This is a genomic window from Spirochaetota bacterium (assembly GCA_035477215.1).
In the GTDB taxonomy this organism is placed as follows: domain Bacteria; phylum Spirochaetota; class UBA4802; order UBA4802; family UBA5368; genus MVZN01.
Map to the genome: position 1 here is coordinate 70,893 of DATIKU010000049.1, position 19,349 is coordinate 90,241.

Sequence of the window (19,349 nt, forward strand, 5' to 3'; positions counted from 1 at the left end):
CAGGTCGTGTGAGTGAGACCGCTCCCCGGACATTTTTAATACGAGTTTTTCCGTTCATTAACGGAGCGCTTCTCAGCGGATATCACCGCCTTATTGTTTATACCTCTCTTGAAAACGTTTCGAGAGCTCTTCCCGAAAATCCGGATGCGCGATCGCGATCAGTGCCTCAGCCCTCTGCTTCACCGTCCTTCCATACAGCTCGGCGATTCCGTACTCGGTAACGATAAAGTGAATATCGGTTCGGGGGGTAGTCACCGCCGCGCCTTCGTCTATTAGGGGCACTATTTTGGATATTTTTCCACCCGAGGCTGTCGAGTGGAAGGCGAGGATCGATCGTCCTCCCCTGGACCAGGCGGCGCCGCGTACGAAATCCCCCTGGCCTCCCGATCCGCTGAACTGTCGGTAACCGATGGTGTCGGAAACGGCCTGCCCGAGAAGGTCGACCTGCAGCGCCGAATTGATTGAAACCATGTTGTCGTTTCGCGCTATGATGGCGGGATTGTTGGTGTAGTCGACGGGATACATTTCCACCATGGGATTGTTGTTCACGAAGCGGTAGAGCTTTTCGCTGCCCATGAAGAAGGTGGCGATCATTTTGCCGGGGTGGAAATTTTTCCGGGCGCAGGTTATGACGCCGGAATTGACCAGATCCACCACTCCGTCCGCGAACATCTCGGTATGTATTCCGAGGTCCTTCTTGTGTTTCAGGAAACAGAGCACCGCGTCGGGTACGGCGCCGATGCCGAGCTGCAGGCAGTCGCCGTCGCGGATGAGCTCCGCGCAGAACTTTCCGATCTTTTCGTCGTTCGCGGTAATTTTGGGAGGCGAGAGAATGATCGGTTTCGAATCGGTCTCGACGATACAGTCGACCTTGGATACATGGATGAAGGAGTTCCCGAGCGTTCGCGGCATGTGCGGGCTTACCTCTGCGATAACCAGTTTCGAGTTCTCGGCGGCGGGCTTGGTGTAGTCGACCGAGATGCCGTAGGAACAGAAACCATGCTCGTCGGGTGCGGAGAGCATGCAAAGCGTTACGTCCACCGGCAGTATCTTCTCCGCGAAAAGGCGCGGGATCTGGCTGAAGTGACAGGGGGTGAATACCGCTCTCGCCTGGTTGATGGATTCCCGGCTGGAGGTGCCGGCGAACAGCGAGTTGTGAAGGAAATGATTGCCGTTTTCGGTGCGGCAATACTCAGAAGGGCCCATCGCCACCATGTGAACGATCTCGACCTTGTTATAAGCATCGCGGTTATCCATCATGGCCCGCAGCAGCACCTCCGGTGAGCCGCTGGCATGCCCCACGACCACGCGGTCGCCGGATTTTATACGGCGCACGGCCTCGGCCGCCGTTGTCAGTTTGCCCCTGTAAACATTCTTCCAGTCCATTGCGCCTCCTCTATCGTTTCAGCCGGATGTGCCGCTTGTCAAGGCCGGCCACGGTGCATATCATCAATAAACTGCCTCGCGTCCTCTTCGCAGGTCAGGATCCTGACGGTCCGACCCTCCGATGAGGGTCTGTCGGCGCATGCCGTTTTGCATCCGGTGACGACCAGTATAATGTCGGCGTTCTCATCATCCCAGCGCGTCAGCGTCGCGCCGTGCGGCAGGTTTCGGCGGATGTACCCGACCGCCTCGACGCGATCGTACCGTGGGTTGCATCCGCCGCAGTACTTGATCCCGATTCTGTGTATTATGGCGCTTAATCCTCTATGCCGCAAAGATGTTTGGCGAGCTTCTGCTTCTGCTTCAGGTTGACCTGCCTGGCGATCATGATGCGCTGGGCCTGCGGGGAACCCGCGCCGTGCATCGATTCGGTCAGGTATCCGACCGCCGCCGTGCCCATCGTGATGTTTTCGATGAGCCGGAGGATACGGCAGCGGTTCTCGGTCGGGACGTCCGCTCTGCCCGCGTAGTACTTGTTGAGCCAGTTCCCGACGAGCGGCGACTTGAAGTCTTTCTCCGAAGGGAGAGTCACCATGAGACCGCCGGCGATGTCCTGCGCCAGGCGCGCGATCTCATAGGGGAAGCGCGTGATGTTCTGCTTGTGAACGTTGGCGAGCAGGGTGTTGACGTAATACGTGCCGGATGGCTCTTTGTGTCCCTCGGACGCGCAGGCGATGCAGCCGCAATAAAGGGTCTCGTTGAGATGGTTCATCTCGATGATCTTGTCTTTTACATGGGAGGCCTTCTCCGCGCCGTTGTACTCGGCCGCGGTCTGGGCGGCACCGATGAGGACATCGCCAACACCGACCTTGCACGCGTAGCTCTGGCGGTGGTACGAGGCGAACTGCTCGACGAGCTGCCCGGAGAAATCGTATTCCCTGTACATGAAGACCCGCTCCCATGGAACGAACACGTTATCGAAGACCACCAGGGCCTCGTGTCCGCCGAATAACTGGTTTCCCCTGTCGACGCCACCCTCCTCGAGCTTGCGGGTGTCGCACGACTGGCGGCCCATGATATAAGTGATCCCCTTCGCGTCCGAGGGCAGGGCGAATGATATCGCGAAGTCTTTATCTTCCTCCCTCATGGAGATGGTCGGCATCACGATGATCTCGTGCGAGTTTACCGCACCGGTCTGGTGCGCCTTCGCGCCGCGCACCACTATGCCGTCCTTTCTTTCCTCGACGACATGCAAAAAGAGGTCGGGGTCGGCCTGCTGATGGGGGGGCAGTCCCCTGTTTCCCTTCGGATCGGTCATGGCCCCGTCGCACACCAGGTCGTTGTTCTGGACATATTCGAGATATTTGAGAAAGCGCTTGTTGTATTGCGTACCGTATTTTTTGTCGATATCGTAGGTGACCATCGAGAGGGCGTTCATCGCGTCCATCCCCACGCACCGCTGAAAGCAGCATCCGGTGAGCGAGCCGAGCAGCCGGCCCATCTTGCTCTTCTTAACCAGGTCTTCCGTGCTCTGGTGTATGTGGCAGAACCGGTTGATCTTCTTTCCGGTGATGTGCGATGTCGCGGTCATGAGGTCTTCATATTCGGGCATGTGCGCCAGTTTGTAGGTCATGGCCACGGCGTTCATTGACGGGCGAATGATGGGGTCGTCGACCACGTTTTTCACCCTCTCGCCGAACATATATACAACCAGATTGAGTTTTCTAAGGCTCTCTTCGTATTCCTCCGCCGTTTTCAGGGCCATTTTTTCGTTCTTCATGCTTGGCTCTCCTCATAATGATTTTGATCGTTTCAACCGCCTGGATCCCGCTTGAGTCCGTTCCAGTACTCCCGGAATCCTTCCGCCAATATCGCGGTGAGGTTTGTTGGCTTACGGGGGTACTGCAAAAGCTCAGGCCCCTTCCCGGAAACGCCGTTATCGGCGGGCGGAAAAAGGCGCACAATGGTGCGGAGTATTCCCCGTCTCCACGCCATTGTGGAGGATTATAATCAGTCGTTATCTCCTACAGTTCGTACAGTTTCGGCGCCAGTGGCTTGTTGCTCCAGTATTTCGGATCGTGCGAAGGAACGATCTCGACGTTCGGTCCCATCCACTTCATCACCTTGAACATGTAAAGCGCCTGGCTCGACTGCGGAATGTCCCATGCGAGTCCGGGAGGAATGGCCTCATACATATTCTCAAGCGTGTACTCGGCATCTGCGCACAGGATGGTCACCGCACCGTTGCTCTGTTTGACCATCAGTGACTGGTGGCCGGGAGTGTGCCCCGGAGTCGGGAAGAGCACAACCGACTGGTCGCCGAACAGGTCGTGTACGCCGTCGACGGTCTTAATATTCAGCTTGTTCATTTTCGCAAAATCACCCGGAATATATGCTGTCGTGACACCGGTGGCTTTGTTTTTCGCCATTTCGTCTTTGATGACCTGCAGCTCCTTCTTCTGGAAGTACAGCGGCACGCCGGTACCTACGAAATTATCGATGGCGCCGGCATGGTCCAGGTGGCCGTGACTCAAGATGACGGCCTTGAGGTCTTTGGGGCGGATGCCGAGCGCCTTGTCGATTTGGATCTTGAATTCCTCGAAATCCTTCATTACCGGGGTGTAGGCCTTGACTATCGGCGCGGTCCAGTATCCCACCGGGTCTTTCGCCACCATGGCATTGTTTCCCGTATCAAAAGCCACCCAGTCCTTGCCGTGACGGATCATGAAAAAGGTCACCGGAATATCCATGGGCGTGCCAACGCGGGTGTCTTTCAGCATGTACTGGGTCTGGGTTTTGAGTATTCCGCACTTGAAGGCGTACACGTCGGCAAGGCCCGACTTCGAGACCCTCGGTTGCGTCGCGGGAGCGGCGGCGAACGCGGCACCGGCCTTTCCCATCATCGTCTCGAGGAGCGGCACGGAAGCGACCACGGCAAGGCTCTTCCCCATGTGGCGTAAGAAGTCCCGCCGGTCTAGCTCGCTGCCGGAAGCGGCCTGGTCGATGAACGTTCCGCTCGCGTCGTTTCTGGATTCCTGCGGCTCAAGAGTTTTACTGTTCATAATTCGCTCCTTTTTGTAAAATTTTTCTGCGCTCTTTCGTCGGGCAAGAGCGCAGATGCACGAACTGAAATAACCCCGGGGCGTTACAGTGAATACGAAGCCCCGAACGTCGCCCACCAGCGATACGTGTCTTTTATGTTCCCGGTAAAGGCGTTGTTGTTGAAATCACTGGATGGAATATACGCGAAATTAATACTGCCGTTAAATGATACACCGCTCGCGCTCGTGGAAAGCTTCGCGGACGCGACCACATCGCTGATTCCCTTCATCTCCATCGAGTTCCAGTCGAAATACGCAGCTGAGAGTCCCAGTCCCAGTGAGCTTCCATCTACCAGCTTGAAGGATTGCCCCAGGGAAAGTTTGACATAATGGTTTTTTCCGCGCTCGCCGTTGACCGTAACGTCCTTGTCCACGAAATAATCATAGGCGTACGAGATGGTGGGATTCAACGGAATTGCCAGAATTGTAGCCGACGCTGTCCCCTCCCACCAGTCCCATTTATAGCCGAGCTTATCGTCGCTGTTGTAAAACCAGTAATACCAGCCGCTCACTCCTATTGCAACCACCTTCTCGACGGTGTACGCATATGCCACATTCCAGTGTGCGCCATTGTAGGCCACATTGCCCTGTTCCCGTCCGGTGTCATTCATGCCGGTGCCGTCTCCCAGCGTTTCCGAGCCGTACTGACCCATATACATCAGGCTTAATCCCGTTTTTCCGATGCCGAAATACACATAGGGGAAAAACACACCATTGCCCGCTCCAAAGAAATCCAGACCCCTCCAGAAATAATTATTCCAGAACTCGACGCCCGCGGTGATTCCCAGGGGAGTTGTCTCCTGCGCATGTACGGCACGCGAAGAGCCAAGCGCGCCTATGATGATGCAGGCGCTTAAAAGGACTGCCATTGATTTTCGCATCCATACCTCCATAAAGCAATTTTTATTATTTTAGCCAGCAGCAACTCTTCCAGCGTTGGTGCGCGTGCGATTTGGAATTATTGCCCTGCTTACCTAATAGCAAGTTCCGTGCCAGCCGGTAATGATGCCGGAAAGAAGGATGTATATGTTTTCCGGAAGGGAGAGAGGTCAAAAGGGCCCCCAGTGTGCGCCGTGGGACGTTATCATCATAGGTGGCGAGCTTAAACCCGGCCGTTTGCGCAGGATTGTTCAGCAATCTCCAGCAGTCGCGTTCAGGCGGCGACGCGCTTGGGCTTGTTTCACGCAGGTACGCTCCGGCGCTTGTTTTGTATTGGATTGAGACGATTGATATTGTTGCAAAAATGCATCAATTCGGGGTCTTTCAAATATTACCGGGCGAAATAGGGCATGCCATCTGTTAAAATCTTAATAATGGGCTTTGAAATAGTGATTTCTGCCATTTGCCGGGTGTTTGTGGAATTTTGAAAACAAATCAAAATTCTTAATGGAGCTCGTCTGTGCATTTAGCCCCGGCCATTGATTTTAAACGTTGAAAAATCCGGCAGTGTTCAAGGAAGTGTGGGATTGTTAACGTACATGCATGAAGTACATGGAGATGAAAGGGAAACTCTTGTTGCATTCAAGCAACAAGAGTTTCCCGAATGCAACAAATCTTACGGAAGCTGTTTCTTCTTATCGGTTTCTTCTTCTCCGCTGATTCCCTTCTTGAATTCCCGTATGCCGCCGGCGATATCCTTCGCGAGGCGCGGAATCTTTCCCGCACCGAAGATCAGAAGAAGGATGCAAAAAATGATCACAAGTTCCCAGATTCCTGGCATTCCCATAGCATCCTCCAAGAGAGTGTACGTAAAATAAGCCTTCATCATGTACGCCAAATACATGCCTCGTTCCACCACCGGCGTCTGTCCGATACAACCCTCTTCCCTGATGATTGCCGAACCGGCTGGCGGAACCGGCACAGGTAGTATAAAGCAAGTCCCGTGCCAGTCGGCCGGTTCCTGTGCGTATTCATACGCGCCGAAAGCAATGGTGCTTCTTGTGCACCACCTTGCACCGCGCCGCCGTAGGTCACCGGGAGATTTTGTCCGTATGGGATATGCCGTATCTGGCGGCCTTCCTGACGATGGTCGACGCGTCGATCTTCAGCTCCCTGGCCATTTCCCGTGTGGTCTTGTACGAGGCGTACGCCTTCTCCAGAAGCTGTTTTTCCACGCTCATCACCGCGTCGTTCAGGGGCATCAGGGATGTTACCAGCACCCGGGCGATATTCCCGGACGTGCCATTGCCCAAAATCAACGGAATATCATCCTTGGTTATCTCGTCCCCGGATGCCATGACCATCATGCGCTCTACAAGATTTTTAAGCTCCCGGATGTTGCCGGGCCAGTCGTAGCCCATGCAAATATCGATTACTTCGGGGGCTATCCTCCGTGTCATGGTGTGGTTTTTATTCAGCATCGAAACGAAATGCGCGATCAGGTAAGGGATATCCTCCTTCCGTTCCCGCAGAGGTGGGATATTCAAAGGCACTACGTTAAGTCGATAATAGAGATCCTCCCGGAACTCCTGCTGGTGTACCATTTCGAGTATACCCCTGTTCGTGGCGGCGATGACTCGCACATCCAGGCGATGGGGCTTGTGTCCGCCCACGCGGGTGATCTCCTTGGACTCGAGGACGCGCAGCAGTTTGGCCTGGAGATTGAACGGCATTTCGGCGATTTCGTCCAAAAAAATCGACCCGCCGTTGGCAATCTCGAAGTATCCTGGCTTTCCGCCTTTTCTGGCCCCGGTAAACGCCCCGGTCTCATAGCCGAAGAGTTCGGATTCGATAAGGTTTTCCGGAATTGCCCCACAGTTCACTTTAATGAGTGGTTTCCCGGCCCGGGTGCTGTGATTGTGTATATATTCCGCGATGAGTTCCTTGCCGGTACCGGTCTCGCCCGTTATGAGCACCGAGGAATTGACATGGGCTATTCGGCAAACCGTATCCATAAGGTTTTTCATCTTCGATGAGACTCCGACTATCTTGTCAAATGCGTTAAATTTCTTCTTTAAGTCACTCAACTCGCTTTGGTAAATCCCGGCGAGTTTTTCGCTTTCATCAAGTTTCAGTATCAGTGATTTGAGTTCGGTGATGTCCCTGACGTTGGTGACGACGCGGATGATGTTTCCTTCCTCGTCGAACACCGGGCTCCCGGTGACGAGGAGGGTTTTGCCGGTCTTCGTTTCCTGATATATGGTCTGTTGCTCTCTCTTCTTTAGGACCAGCAGGGTGACCGACTGCGAGAAAAACCCTTCCTTCACGAGGTCCCTCATGTTGCGCCCGTAGAACGAGGGGCAGGGGAGACCCGTTATCGTCTCGTAGGCCTTGTTTATCCTCAGTACATTCGCGTCGCCATCGGTCACCCAAATGCCGTCGTATGACGACTCGATGATGGCATCCAGGTCCCTGTTCAACTCCTTCACGTTTTCCAGTTCGTGCGAGATGGCCTCAAGGTCGGTGACGTCCTGGAAGCGGTAGACGGCTCCGACGATCTGCCCATATTTTTCGATCGGGTACGCACCCATTATGTACGGCCGCCCCTTTACCGAGACCTTCTGCAGCGGGGCCGCTTTCCCGGTTACCAGCACCCCGGCTACATCGATATCGGGGAAAAGTTCCGTTATTTTTCTGCCCCGTGCCTCTTCCTCCCTTATCCCCATTATTTTCACGGCCGCCTGGTTGAACATGTTGATAGCCGTTAAGCCGTCCACGGAGATTATCATGTACGATGTGGAATTGATGATGGCATGGAATTCGCCGAGCATCTTCTGGTTATGTTCCGCGACCGCACGGGCGAAACCGGTTCTCGTGATGATGCCCGCGATGTTGCCGTTCTCCATGACCGGAAGCTGACCCTGCTCGAAATATACAAGGTCTTCAACCCTGTCGTCGGGGTGCCCCGTGATGACCTCCCTGTTCATCAGGGATTCCACCGGTGCCTTCAGGTCGAGTGACTGACTGACCGCCCGGTTGATGTGCCGGTTGGTGAAAAGGCCGAGCAGTGTGCCATCGGCGTCCGCGACCGGTGCACTGTCTATGCGGTACTGGACAAATAAAGCGGCGGCTTCCTGTATGGTGTGCTCGCTCTTTAGAATCAGAGGATCGGACGTCATTATTTCCCTGAGCTTCATGACATGGGTCCCGTGTGTGGATGTAGTGGATGCCATCGCCGCAGTATGCTGCCGGCATCGGTCATTTCCCGGTTACGACCCCCCCTGACAAAGCAAGGGCGGGGATTTTTCGTCCCCGCCCTCAGTATAGCACATTGTCGCGTTTTTATTGCAAGGACTTTACACCACACCGTAGGCGAGCATGGACTTGGCCACCTTGATAAATCCGGCAATATTGGCGCCCGTTACATAGTCGCCCTTCCTGCCGTAGGTCTCGGAGGCGTCGAGGCACGAGCGGTGAATGCTTTTCATGATGCCCTGGAGCCGGGCGTCGACCTCTTCCCTGGGCCACGAAAAGCGCATGCTGTTCTGCGACATCTCGAGTCCCGAGGTCGCCACGCCGCCGGCGTTCGCCGCCTTGCCCGGTCCGTAGAGTATTTTATACTCCTGGAAGATGTCGACCGCCTCGGGGGTCGAGGGCATGTTCGCGCCTTCGGACACGCATGCGCAGCCGTTCTTTACCAGGGCCGTGGCGTTCTTGCCGCTTATTTCGTTCTGGGTGGCGGAGGGGAAGGCAAGGTCGACCTTCAGTCCCTGCTCGCGGATGACGTCCCATACGTCCTGGCCGTCGAAAAACTTCGCGCCGTACTTGTCGGCGTATTCCTTGATGCGGCCGCGGCGGATGTTCTTGAGCTCCATTACATATTCGAGCTTATCCGCGCCGATGCCCTTCTCGTCGATGATCGTACCGTTGGAATCGCTCAGGCTGATGACCTTGCCCCCGAGGCCATTTACCTTTTCGACGGTGTACTGGGCGACATTGCCCGATCCGCTGACGGCGGCGATCTTGCCCTTCATGTCCTGGCCGCGGGTGGCGAGCATCTCGGCCGCGAAATAGGTCGCGCCGTAACCGGTCGCCTCGGGGCGGATGAGGCTGCCGCCGTATTCAAGCGCCTTGCCGGTGAGGACGCCGGTGTGCTCGTTGCGGATCTTCTTGTAGTAGCCATACATATAGCCGATCTCGCGTCCGCCCACTCCGATATCGCCGGCGGGCACGTCGACATCGGCGCCGATGTGCCGGTAGAGCTCGCGCATGAAGGCCTGGCAGAAGCGCATCACATCCATGTCGCTCTTCCCCTTGGGATCGAAGTCGCTGCCTCCCTTCGCGCCGCCCATCGGGAGCGTTGTGAGGCTGTTCTTGAAAATCTGCTCGAAACCGAGAAACTTGATGATGCCAAGATTTACCGAGGGGTGGAAGCGCAGCCCGCCCTTGTAGGGCCCGATGGCGTTGTTGAACTGCACCCGAAAACCGCGGTTAACCCTGACCTCTCCCTTGTCGTCGACCCAGGGAACGCGGAACATTATGACCCTGTCTGGCTCCACAATCCGCTCGTAGATGCCGGCCTTTACGAATTCGGGGTGTTTCTTGATTGTGGGCTCGAGCGTGTCGAGCACTTCTTTTACGGCCTGGTGGAACTCGTGCTGTTCCGGGTCCTGCTTTTTCACCTTGTCGATGATTCCGTTGATGAGTGACATTGCCGATCTCCTCGCGCATGCTGAAGTAGCGGTTTCGCGAATATAGTGACGCTAAATTATACTCGCGAAAAATTCAGTTATACTAACAGCGGCCGCGAAAGGGGAATGTCAATGATTATAGGCCCGCTGCCGGGCTTGAATTGTTACGTCCATGTTAAATTATTTCCCGGCATCCTGCGCAATTTGGAGCGGCTTTGGAAAAGCGGTTTCCGATTCAATAAATTAGATTGACCGCCATAGTCCACCGGTGTAGAAAGAAGGGTCTATTCGTGCATACATTGCGATACGGGGTGAGATGATGGATGAACATGCGACGGTAAGGTCTCCGGCGGCGGTTATCGTTTTCAGCGTGATTACCTGCGGTATTTACGCGCTGTACTGGATTTACACATTCGCGAAAGAACTTCGGGACCTCACCGGAAGGACCGATCTCAATGCGGGGCTGGATCTCCTGCTCTGCATTGTGTGTTTCCCCTATGTCGTTTACTGGTCGTACAAATACGGAATGGTGCTCGATGAGGCGCTTGCAAAGGCGGAGCGGAAGCCGGATGAGAACGCGATACTCTATCTGGTTCTCTCCGTTTTCGGTCTTTTCATCGTCACCATGGCCATCATGCAGTCGACCGCAAACCGGATACAGGGGCGGCAGAGTGCGTAAGCACGCATTATTCCCGTTTGCAGCAATGGCGGTGGTCATCCTCGCCGGCGCGATCGGCGGCGATACGTTTTGTTTTTTCAAGCTCGTCTACGGGGTTCCCTGTCCGGGTTGCGGTATGATGAGGGCGTTTGCGGCGCTTGCCGGCGGCGATCTTGCCGCGGCGCTCTTGTTTCACCCGCTCGTTTTGGTTGTGCCGTTTCTGGTGCTCGTTGCCGTTTTCCGGAAGAGCCGGCCGTTTTGGGCCATGTACAACAGCAGCGCTTTCTGGGCCGCCTGCGCCGCGTGCTTCATGGTCGTATGGGCAGTGCGCATGTTCATGTTCTTTCCTGACTTCCCGCCGATGGATTATTCGCGATCATCACTCGCGTGGAGGGCCGTTGAGCTGTTATGCAATTAAAGGCGGGTCTTCTGCATGAAAGAAGGGGGGCGTGTGTCTGCGGGTACCGTTTTGCGCGCCCGCCTTCGTTACTATGCCGCGCTCGTATTTTTCGCGGCCGGAATCCTTTACGCGCTGTTTCCGCTCGACCTGATACCCGATATACTGGGGCCGCTCGGCTGGGTGGACGATATCGGCGTGCTGTTCGTTATGTTTGTCTTCGCCCTGCGCTCGTACCGCCGCTTGAAGCTCTCACGGGAGGCGCTCAGCGATCGCCGTCCTCAAAACAAACGATCTCCTGGCTGATGATGTCCGAAACCAATACGAGTTCTTTTTCTATATCGTATACACTTACGACTTCCGCGTAGCGCTCCTCGTCGGGTAGGATCTTCGCGAGCATGTTCGGCCTGGCCGCGATGTAGGCCTGGTTGAATACGGTCCCCTTGTTCTCGGGAAAAAGCGCCACATAGAAGATATCGGTCTCGACGAGGTCCTGGAAAAAGTGCGTGCCGAACGAGAGTTCCGGCACCAGGTCGTCGCGCATGCTGGCGATTTCCATGAGGACGGCGATATTGTTGATCTCAGAAAAACGGACCGGCACGCCGAGCGATGGCGTGGAGGTCCCCCAGCGTCCCGGTCCCATGAGGAGCGTGGGAAGAGCGGCCCGGCTTCCGTTCTGCCGGTTGAGCCTGCCGACGAGGCGCGCGATGTCGTATTTCTGCGAGAGCGGCAGCGTCCCGTAGGATTTGGGATCGACGAGTATAATTCTTTTAATCCGTTGCATGATGTTTCCACCCATGAAGTAACCTTCCGAACGGAAGAGGGTTCGGGCCGGGTCGATCCGGGAGGGTATCTCCACCCGCTTCTCCTGCCACCTGGTTTGCTGCGGACGGCACTGAAGCAGGTTGATGTGATACGCCCCGTCCCTGTCGAAGTTTACGGTAAACTCGATGTCCACGGGATAGGAGTAGGCCCTCTCGATAGTTCTCATCAGACGCTGCATATCGGCGGCGAAAGCGGTGTCGGCGAGGAGGCGCTCGAAGGTGAGCACCCACGACCTGGGCTCGGAACGCCCCATGTCCCTGAGCCGCTGTTCGGACTCGAGATCACGCACCGCCATAAGCTCCATGGGTATCTCGACGCCCTGGTCGAGGAGCGAGGCCAGGGGGACCGTGCGGATATCGTTGGCCGGAATATCGAGAATGTCCACGTCGTGCTGCGAGAATTTACGCGCATCTTCCATTCCGGCGTGCGGACGGGTCAGCGGCGAGTCGAGCGCCACGATCAGCGGGTAATCGCCCTCTACGCGGTTGACCGCCCGCGTGCCGAGGCCGAGCACCAGCCGGAGCATGCCGGCCTTCGGGTCCATCTCGCTCTTCCAGACGAACGTATTGTACGACATGCCGACGCCGCCCATGTCCGGAAAGAAATAGTTTCCGTGATGCGATCCGGAGACGCGCTGGACCAGGAGCGCCATCTGCTCGTCCAGCTGGTCCAGGCCCCGCTGCAGCCGGTAGGTGAGGGCGTCCACGTCCATGGTGCTTGCGAAGACCCGGCGGACCGCATCGACGAAAGCCGCGAGGCGCTGGGCGGGCGAGCCCTGGTTGACGCAGAAAAAGCTGTCGTATTTGCCGGCGAAGGCGTTGCCGAACGCGTCCTCCAGCAGGCTCGAGGAGCGGACGATGAACGGCGACTGGCCGAAATACTCGATGATATACTGAAACTTTTCCTTTACCTCGTCGGGGAAGGTTCCGGTGAGCATTTTTTCATGAAGCTCGGAGGCGGCCTTGAAATATCCATCCCCGGTCTTGTGCTCCATGAACGGTTTCCACCATCCGTTCTGAACGATATACGTATAGAAGACATCCGAACCGATGTAGAACGAATCGTGCGGTTCGAGCAGGTCGTTCCACCTCGAGTCTTCGGAGCCGGTCAGAATCTTGCGGGCCAGAAGCATCCCAACGGCCTTTCCGCCGATATAGCCGGTGCCGATGAGCCGGTCCTTGAGGTTGAGGAAGTCCTCAAGGGCGAGATGCCGCGTGGCGAGCGAAAGAATGCGTTCATCGCGCCCTATTATAACCCTGCAGAGGTGGTCGATCATCTCCTCGCGCTTCTCGCGGTCCCACGGGCTCCAGTGGAGGTCCTCGGCTTTTAAAAACAGCCTGTCCCAATAGTCGAGGTTGCGCCGCGTGCCGCCCGCCCCCTTCTGCTGAACGTGTTGGATGAGACGCGCGGCGTCCACGCTGTTGGTGACGGGAGTGAGGCTGTCGTTTTTTTGGAGATGGGGGAAAAACATCGTCGGCGAATAACGGTTCCACACTTTCAGGGGATGGATGTAGTAGCTTCCCTCCGAGTTGTAGACGTCGATGAGCACCTGCGTTGTCTCCCTTATGCGCGCGATGCTCTTGAACGAGAGGCTGTTGCGTAGAATGGCGAAATAGGCGATGGTATTGAGTTCAAAAAGGTAGGGACAGGTCACCATGAAGAAGTTGCCGATCATAAGGTCGGTCGCCCAGGCCGATTGAAGGTCGGAGAGGCAGTCGAAGACGTAATAAATCTCCTCGCCCTCGCTCTTGATGATGGAATGCACCTCGGTCGAAAACGATTCGAAACCGCTGAACGAGTCGAGCGTATATATCTCACTGTACTGGCCGGGCAGCAAAATCGGCTGGTGCTGGGCGAAGCGCATGTAGACCACGCGCCGGCCCTCGGCGAGCGCGTTGTGAATATAGGGAGTGGCGAACTGGAAGTAGTCCGTGATTTCGTCCACCTGCCAAACCACGTTGTCGCCGATGCGGAGATTGTTGATGACCCGGTCGAGACCGGGTATGCCGGTGCTGCTTTCCAGGGGCGATTTCATTGGCCACTTCCGGTCGGTACGAGTTTGATGTGGATCGGCTTTTTTATCATGCGGGAGCGGCGTTGTCAAGATATTTCCGGCGGACGCGCGTGACGGCGCGATAAAATTCGGGTTGCGCACCGCGTGAAACCCGGTACGGTGGATACAGATTTGTGTCAATCCCCGCTGCGGAGTAAACTATATGAACCAGGTAATCGAGGCGATCCGTACCCGGCGTTCGGTGCGAAAATTCACCGACGCTCCCGTTTCCGCCGAAGACCTTTCGGCCATCCTCGAGGCGGGGAGGTGGGCGCCATCAGGACTAAATAACCAGCCATGGCGTTTCGCCGTAATCAGGGACGGAGAAGTCCTGGAAAGGCTTTCGCGGCTGACCCGTTACGGACCGGTTGTCCGCGGCTCGACGCTCTGTGTGGCGGTTTTCTATCATGCTCCTTCCGGATACAACCGCGACAAGGACATCCTCGGCATCGGCGCGTGCATCCAGAACATGCTGCTCGCGGCGCACTCCCTCGGGATCGGGGCCGTGTGGCTGGGGGAAATCCTCAATCAGAAAAGCGCCGTCAACGGCCTCCTCGGCCTCGACGCCTCGTACGAGCTTATGGCCGTCCTTGCTCTCGGGTCTCCGGACGAACGGCCTGAAAGCGAGAGGAGGCCGATCGACGAGCTCGTTGTGGGGAGTGTATAAATGCATGTCAGTATGAGAGCCGGGATTCCGGCGGACCGGCGAGTCTCCATCGCCCAATAAAAAATCCTCCGCGGAGGAGGATTTTTTATGACTTTTCCGGCCCATGGGGGCGGCCGGGTTCCCCGCCGGCCACGCGGCCGGCAGGCGTGTTTTACAGGTTGGGGATATTCTTCACCCGTTTTTCCTTGGTTTCCTGTTTCTGCTTTTCGATGCGCTCGCGCTCGAGGCGTTCCTTCTCGGCCTGTTCGTGCGCAAGGCGTTCCTTCTCCGCCTGTTCACGCGCAAGGCGCTCCTTCTCGGAGCGGGCCGCGGCGAGGCGGTCCTGCCTGCTTTTCTCGGCCTGCGCGCGCTCCAGCTCCGCCTGTTTCTTCTTTTCATCTTCCCGGCGCTTCTCGGCCTCGGTGTCCACGGGAGGGGCGACCATCACCTGCCGGATCTCCTGTTTGACGGTATCCTCGAGCCTTTCGACCGGTTTGATGTCTTTTACTTCCTCGCGGATGGCCGTTATCTCCTCTTCCTTGAGGACCGCCACCTCGATCTCTTTCTTTTCGTTCACGATCCTGTCGACCGCCTTTATGTCGAGCGATACTGTGCTGTTGGTTTCGATAACCGTTTCGACATCTTCGATAACTTTCCCTTCCCTGACCGGGTTGACCTTTATCCTGCCCGACAGCACGTCGATTCTCGATGAGTTCTCGTCGGCGGTGACCCTGAAACTGGTCCCGCGCACGGCGGCGATGGTGGTCGGGGACGCGACCTCGAAGCTGGATCCCTTCGCGAGCTTTGAGACCGTAACGAACATCTTTCCGCTCGCCAGATCCATTCGTGACCGGTTTGCGCCTTCACCGGTGAAGAGGGCGGTCATCCTGACCTGGGAGTTTTCATTGATGCGGATGATTCCGCTGGTGCCGTAGACGATGTCGATTAACGACGAGGCGCCGGTAAGGATGGTGTCTTCCTGGGCTATCGAGTCGCCGGGCGCGAGCTTGCGCTCGCCGCTTTGAGAGACGGCTTTCGCTTCGCCGAACAGAGAGTGAACGGTAAGCGTCGTGGATTCTTTGGCCTTGTTGGCGCACGATGAAATGAAAGACACGCAGAAGACGCAGAGTATAATCGCTGTTACTGGTTTCATGACTTTGCCCCTTGTTTAATTCCTTTAGTTTCCTCGTGGATATCCCCGTAAAGACAAACCGGAACCGATTCGCCGGCCGCCCGCCGCCGCGGAACGAGTCCGTGCCGCATTTCAGGGAATGCCCCCTCCATTCACGTTAAAGAATTCTTATCTGTATGACCCCCCCCAAGCGGCGTTTCGGAAAATTATCCGACCCGCGGCGGAAGTGAAGCCTAACAAGAAATCGACCGCACCGTAACATAATACAATCTAAAAACGGGGAAGTGTACTATTTTTTAGATTTTTTCAATATTAATCATCAGAAAAGCCGGAAATCCATGCGTTGAACCGGCGGTATTTACAGGAAAAGAGGCCGGTTTCCAATCGAAACCTCTTTCGGGTGCCTTATTTTGGATTATCCCGCCGCCTGATTGATCCGATATTTAAACAAGCGGCATATCAACCGGCGGGAGCCGTCAATGAGCATCACTATTCCCTTTCACAGGCCCCATATCACCGAAGCGGAAATCGACGCAGTCGCCGCGGTGATGCGCTCGGGCTGGCTCACCATGGGGCCGAAAACCGTGGAATTCGAGGAATCCTTCCGCGTGCGCATTGGCGCGGCCCACGCCGTCGCGGTAAGCTCGGCCACCGCGGCGCTGCACCTGGCGTTGGTGGCGGCGGGGATAGGCGAGGGTGACGAAGTTATTGTCCCCGCCATGACCTTCGCCGCTTCGGCCGAGGTCGTCCTCTACCGCGGCGCTGCGGTGGTTATGGCGGACATCGAGCGCGACACGCACCTTCTCGATGCTGAACGGCTCGAGGAGAGGATCACCCCGCGGACCCGCGCCGTCATGCCCGTGCACTACGGCGGCATGCCCTGCGATATGGACCGGATCATGGATATCGCCCGCCGCCGCGGGCTTGTCGTCATCGAAGACGCGGCGCACTCGCTGCCGGCGGAATATCGCGGGAAATCGATCGGCACCATCGGTGACTTAACCTGCTTCAGCTTTTATGCCACGAAGACACTTGCCGTCGGCGAAGGCGGCATGATAACCACCGAAAACGCCGAATGGGCCGAGCGGCTTCGCTCGCTCCGCCTGCACGGCATCGGCAAGGACGCCTGGAAACGCTACTCGGCCGAGGGAAGCTGGGCCTACGATGTGCTCGAGATGGGATACAAGTATAATATGACCGATATCTCGGCGGCGATCGGCATGGCACAGTTAAAAAAACTCGACTGGATGAATGATCGACGCGCCGCCATTGCGGCGGCCTACGACGCGGCATTCGCCGGGACCGATGCGCTTGTTCCGTATGGGAAGCGGGAAGGGCGTTCCTCGGCATGGCACCTCTATCCGCTTCGGTTGAATCTCGATGCCCTTTCAATCGATCGGACCCGTTTCATCGTGGAGCTGAAAGAGCGGGGTATCGGCGCCAGCGTCCATTTCATCCCGCTGTACCGGTTTACTCATTATGGGAAGATGGGATGCCGCGCTGCGGACTATCACGCGTGCGAATGGGTGTTCGAACGCGAGGTCTCGCTTCCCATCTATCCTGGGATGGGGGACGATGAGGTGAACGTCGTGATCGAAGCGGTGCTTGCCATTATAGACAAATTCCGAAGGTAGGGTGCGGGACGATGCCGATTCTCTATGCGATCAGGGGCAAAAGGCTCATTTACGTGATACTCGATGCCCTCGGTGTCGCCGGCTCTTTTGCGGGCGCATATGCGCTGCTTCCCGGCTCTGCTTTCCAGGCGGGCCGTGCAGGGGTTGCGGTATGGGCGGCAATAGCCTGCGCCGCTTACCTGGCCGCGTTCTATTTATTTCAGATTTATCGTGTCATATGGCATTACTCCGATATGCGCGACATGTACCGCCTTCTGGCGGCGAATATAGCGGGGATGGCCGCGGCCGTGGCGGCGGCGTTCGCATTCGGCATGGAGATCGCTCCCGTATGGATCGTCCTCATGTTCCTCCTTGCGGCCGGTTTCACCGTTCTGTATCGCGTCATCGTGCGCGACCGGCTTGGCCGGAAATCGTTCGTTCGGCCCGGTACCGGTGAAGATGGAGCGCCAAAGTCCCGGCGCAGGATACTCATCGTTGGTGCGGGCGATGCGGGACGAATGATTTTGTCCGAATACGCGAGGCGCGGATGGGACCGCGACATCGTCGGCTTCGCTGATGACGATTATGCGAAGACCGGTCGGATAATCGGCGGCAAGAGGATTCTCTGCACGCTCGACGGCATGGGTCGCGTAATGCGCCGCCACGAGGTCACGGAAGCGATCGTGGCCATGCCGTCCGCCGGAACAGGGGCCATAGACAGGGCCGTTGCCATCCTGCGCCGCGAAACCCCGGACATCGTGATAAAGACCCTTCCCGTTTTCACGAAGATATTCGAAAAGTCCCTGAGCCCCGACCTGTGCGAGGTGGGGATAGCGGAACTTCTGGGTCGCGAAGAGTTCGCCGTCGACGCGGCGGCAATGCAGGAGCGGTTTGCCGGAAAGACCGTGCTGGTGACCGGAGCCGGCGGGAGCATCGGGTCCGAGCTGTGCCGACAGTTGTTGAAGTTCAGGGTCGCGCGGCTGGTCGCCGTCGGCAGGGGGGAGTTCTCCATTTACGCGCTCGCCAAAACGCTCGAGGAAGAACTGTATTATCTGGACAACGGCGCCGAGATCGCTTATCGCATCGTCGACGTAAAGGACCGCCGCATGCTCGACGGAATTTTCGAGCGCTATCGTCCCGAGATCGTCATCCACGCCGCGGCGCACAAGCACGTTCCGCTTATGGAGTTCAACGAGACCGAGGCCCTGCAGAACAACGTACTCGGGAGCCGGAACGTGTTCGACGCGGCGCACCGCTTCAAAGCGGAGGAGTGCGTGATGGTGTCGACCGACAAAGCGGTCCGCCCGGTCAATGTGATGGGCGCGAGCAAGCGTATCGCGGAGCTCGTGGCGATGTATTATTATCTGGAAAAGGGCCTCCGTACCTCGATCGTACGTTTCGGCAATGTGATCGGGAGCCGCGGTTCGGTCATCCCGCTCTTCAGGGAGCAGATACTCAAGGGGGGGCCCGTCACCGTTACCCATCCCGAGGTGAGGCGCTATTTCATGTCCATACCCGAAGCCTCCATTCTGGTGCTGAACGCGGCGGCCTATGCCTCCGGCGGCGAGATCTTCGCCCTTGACATGGGAAAGCAGTACCGCGTGGCCGACGTGGCGCAAAGCCTTATACGGCTTTTCGGCTACGTCCCCGAACGCGACATCCGGATTGAGTATACGGGGCTTCGTCCGGGCGAGAAGCTTTACGAGGAGCTCTTCTATGATCCGGCCCGAATTTCGAGCACGGACAACGCCAGGATATTCATGCTGAACGCGCCCACGGAAGGGTACGACAGGAGAGCGCTCGAGGCTTTCATCGCCGATACCATTCCCTCCCTCCACGGGCGCGATGCGCTCGCCATACGCGAGGCGATAAGGGCGATCGTTCCCGAATACGAGTTCGATGTCCCCGGCGTTCCCCGGGGAAGAGCGCGCCTGGTCACCTGACCGCGCCGAGGGCAAACAGTAATTGACA

15 protein-coding genes are annotated in these 19,349 nt (G+C 57.0%); 6 read left to right on the forward strand and 9 right to left on the reverse strand.

The annotated features are described in order from the left end of the window. Window positions 1–90: 90 nt before the first annotated feature. The 7 genes from VLM75_12030 to gdhA form a co-directional block, all read right to left on the reverse strand. Window positions 91–1,386, reverse strand: a complete 1,296-nt coding sequence (locus tag VLM75_12030) for an acetyl-CoA hydrolase/transferase C-terminal domain-containing protein (protein HSV97644.1) — start codon at window positions 1,384–1,386, stop codon at window positions 91–93. Window positions 1,387–1,699: 313 nt separating this feature from the next. Next, complete coding sequence (locus VLM75_12035) at window positions 1,700–3,148, reverse strand: 4-hydroxyphenylacetate 3-hydroxylase family protein (GenBank protein HSV97645.1); 1,449 nt, start codon at window positions 3,146–3,148, stop codon at window positions 1,700–1,702. A 259-nt stretch (window positions 3,149–3,407) separates the two neighbouring features. Further along, window positions 3,408–4,445 (reverse strand): N-acyl homoserine lactonase family protein, encoded by a 1,038-nt coding sequence (locus VLM75_12040; GenBank protein HSV97646.1) that lies wholly within the window; start codon window positions 4,443–4,445, stop codon window positions 3,408–3,410. 83 nt (window positions 4,446–4,528) lie between these two features. Continuing rightward, window positions 4,529–5,365: a hypothetical protein gene (locus tag VLM75_12045; GenBank protein HSV97647.1), complete on the reverse strand. Its 837-nt coding sequence runs from the start codon at window positions 5,363–5,365 to the stop codon at window positions 4,529–4,531. Between the two features lie 674 nt (window positions 5,366–6,039). Continuing rightward, window positions 6,040–6,210: a twin-arginine translocase TatA/TatE family subunit gene (locus tag VLM75_12050; protein ID HSV97648.1), complete on the reverse strand. Its 171-nt coding sequence runs from the start codon at window positions 6,208–6,210 to the stop codon at window positions 6,040–6,042. A gap of 244 nt (window positions 6,211–6,454) precedes the next feature. Continuing rightward, the gene (locus VLM75_12055) at window positions 6,455–8,560 is read right to left on the reverse strand and encodes a sigma 54-interacting transcriptional regulator (protein ID HSV97649.1); all 2,106 of its coding nucleotides are present in this window, start codon (window positions 8,558–8,560) and stop codon (window positions 6,455–6,457) included. A gap of 159 nt (window positions 8,561–8,719) precedes the next feature. Then, window positions 8,720–10,075: an NADP-specific glutamate dehydrogenase gene (gene gdhA, locus VLM75_12060; protein ID HSV97650.1), complete on the reverse strand. Its 1,356-nt coding sequence runs from the start codon at window positions 10,073–10,075 to the stop codon at window positions 8,720–8,722. Between the two features lie 295 nt (window positions 10,076–10,370). Here gdhA and VLM75_12065 point away from each other — a divergent pair, with 295 nt between their 5' ends. From VLM75_12065 to VLM75_12075, 3 genes are read left to right on the forward strand one after another with little or no spacing between them, the layout of a single operon-like run. Continuing rightward, window positions 10,371–10,733, forward strand: a complete 363-nt coding sequence (locus VLM75_12065; GenBank protein ID HSV97651.1) for a DUF4234 domain-containing protein — start codon at window positions 10,371–10,373, stop codon at window positions 10,731–10,733. 25 nt (window positions 10,734–10,758) lie between these two features. Continuing rightward, window positions 10,759–11,130, forward strand: a complete 372-nt coding sequence (locus VLM75_12070; GenBank protein ID HSV97652.1) for a DUF2752 domain-containing protein — start codon at window positions 10,759–10,761, stop codon at window positions 11,128–11,130. 15 nt (window positions 11,131–11,145) lie between these two features. Continuing rightward, window positions 11,146–11,415: a YkvA family protein gene (locus VLM75_12075; GenBank protein HSV97653.1), complete on the forward strand. Its 270-nt coding sequence runs from the start codon at window positions 11,146–11,148 to the stop codon at window positions 11,413–11,415. On the opposite strand, the gene VLM75_12080 is transcribed toward VLM75_12075, so the two are convergent. Continuing rightward, window positions 11,375–13,969 (reverse strand): PEP/pyruvate-binding domain-containing protein, encoded by a 2,595-nt coding sequence (locus tag VLM75_12080; protein HSV97654.1) that lies wholly within the window; start codon window positions 13,967–13,969, stop codon window positions 11,375–11,377. The two genes, VLM75_12075 and VLM75_12080, sit on opposite strands and share 41 nt — an antisense overlap. A gap of 181 nt (window positions 13,970–14,150) precedes the next feature. Here VLM75_12080 and VLM75_12085 point away from each other — a divergent pair, with 181 nt between their 5' ends. Next, window positions 14,151–14,654 (forward strand): nitroreductase, encoded by a 504-nt coding sequence (locus tag VLM75_12085; GenBank protein HSV97655.1) that lies wholly within the window; start codon window positions 14,151–14,153, stop codon window positions 14,652–14,654. A 151-nt stretch (window positions 14,655–14,805) separates the two neighbouring features. Here the strand turns inward: VLM75_12085 and VLM75_12090 are convergent, their stop codons facing one another. Continuing rightward, on the reverse strand, window positions 14,806–15,786 hold the full coding sequence (locus VLM75_12090; GenBank protein ID HSV97656.1) for a FecR domain-containing protein: 981 nt from the start codon (window positions 15,784–15,786) through the stop codon (window positions 14,806–14,808). Between the two features lie 458 nt (window positions 15,787–16,244). On the opposite strand from VLM75_12090, the gene VLM75_12095 reads away from it, so the two are divergent. Both VLM75_12095 and VLM75_12100 read left to right on the forward strand, forming a co-directional pair. After that, complete coding sequence (locus VLM75_12095; GenBank protein HSV97657.1) at window positions 16,245–17,399, forward strand: DegT/DnrJ/EryC1/StrS family aminotransferase; 1,155 nt, start codon at window positions 16,245–16,247, stop codon at window positions 17,397–17,399. 11 nt (window positions 17,400–17,410) lie between these two features. Beyond that, window positions 17,411–19,321, forward strand: a complete 1,911-nt coding sequence (locus tag VLM75_12100; protein HSV97658.1) for a nucleoside-diphosphate sugar epimerase/dehydratase — start codon at window positions 17,411–17,413, stop codon at window positions 19,319–19,321. Window positions 19,322–19,349 lie beyond the last annotated feature (28 nt).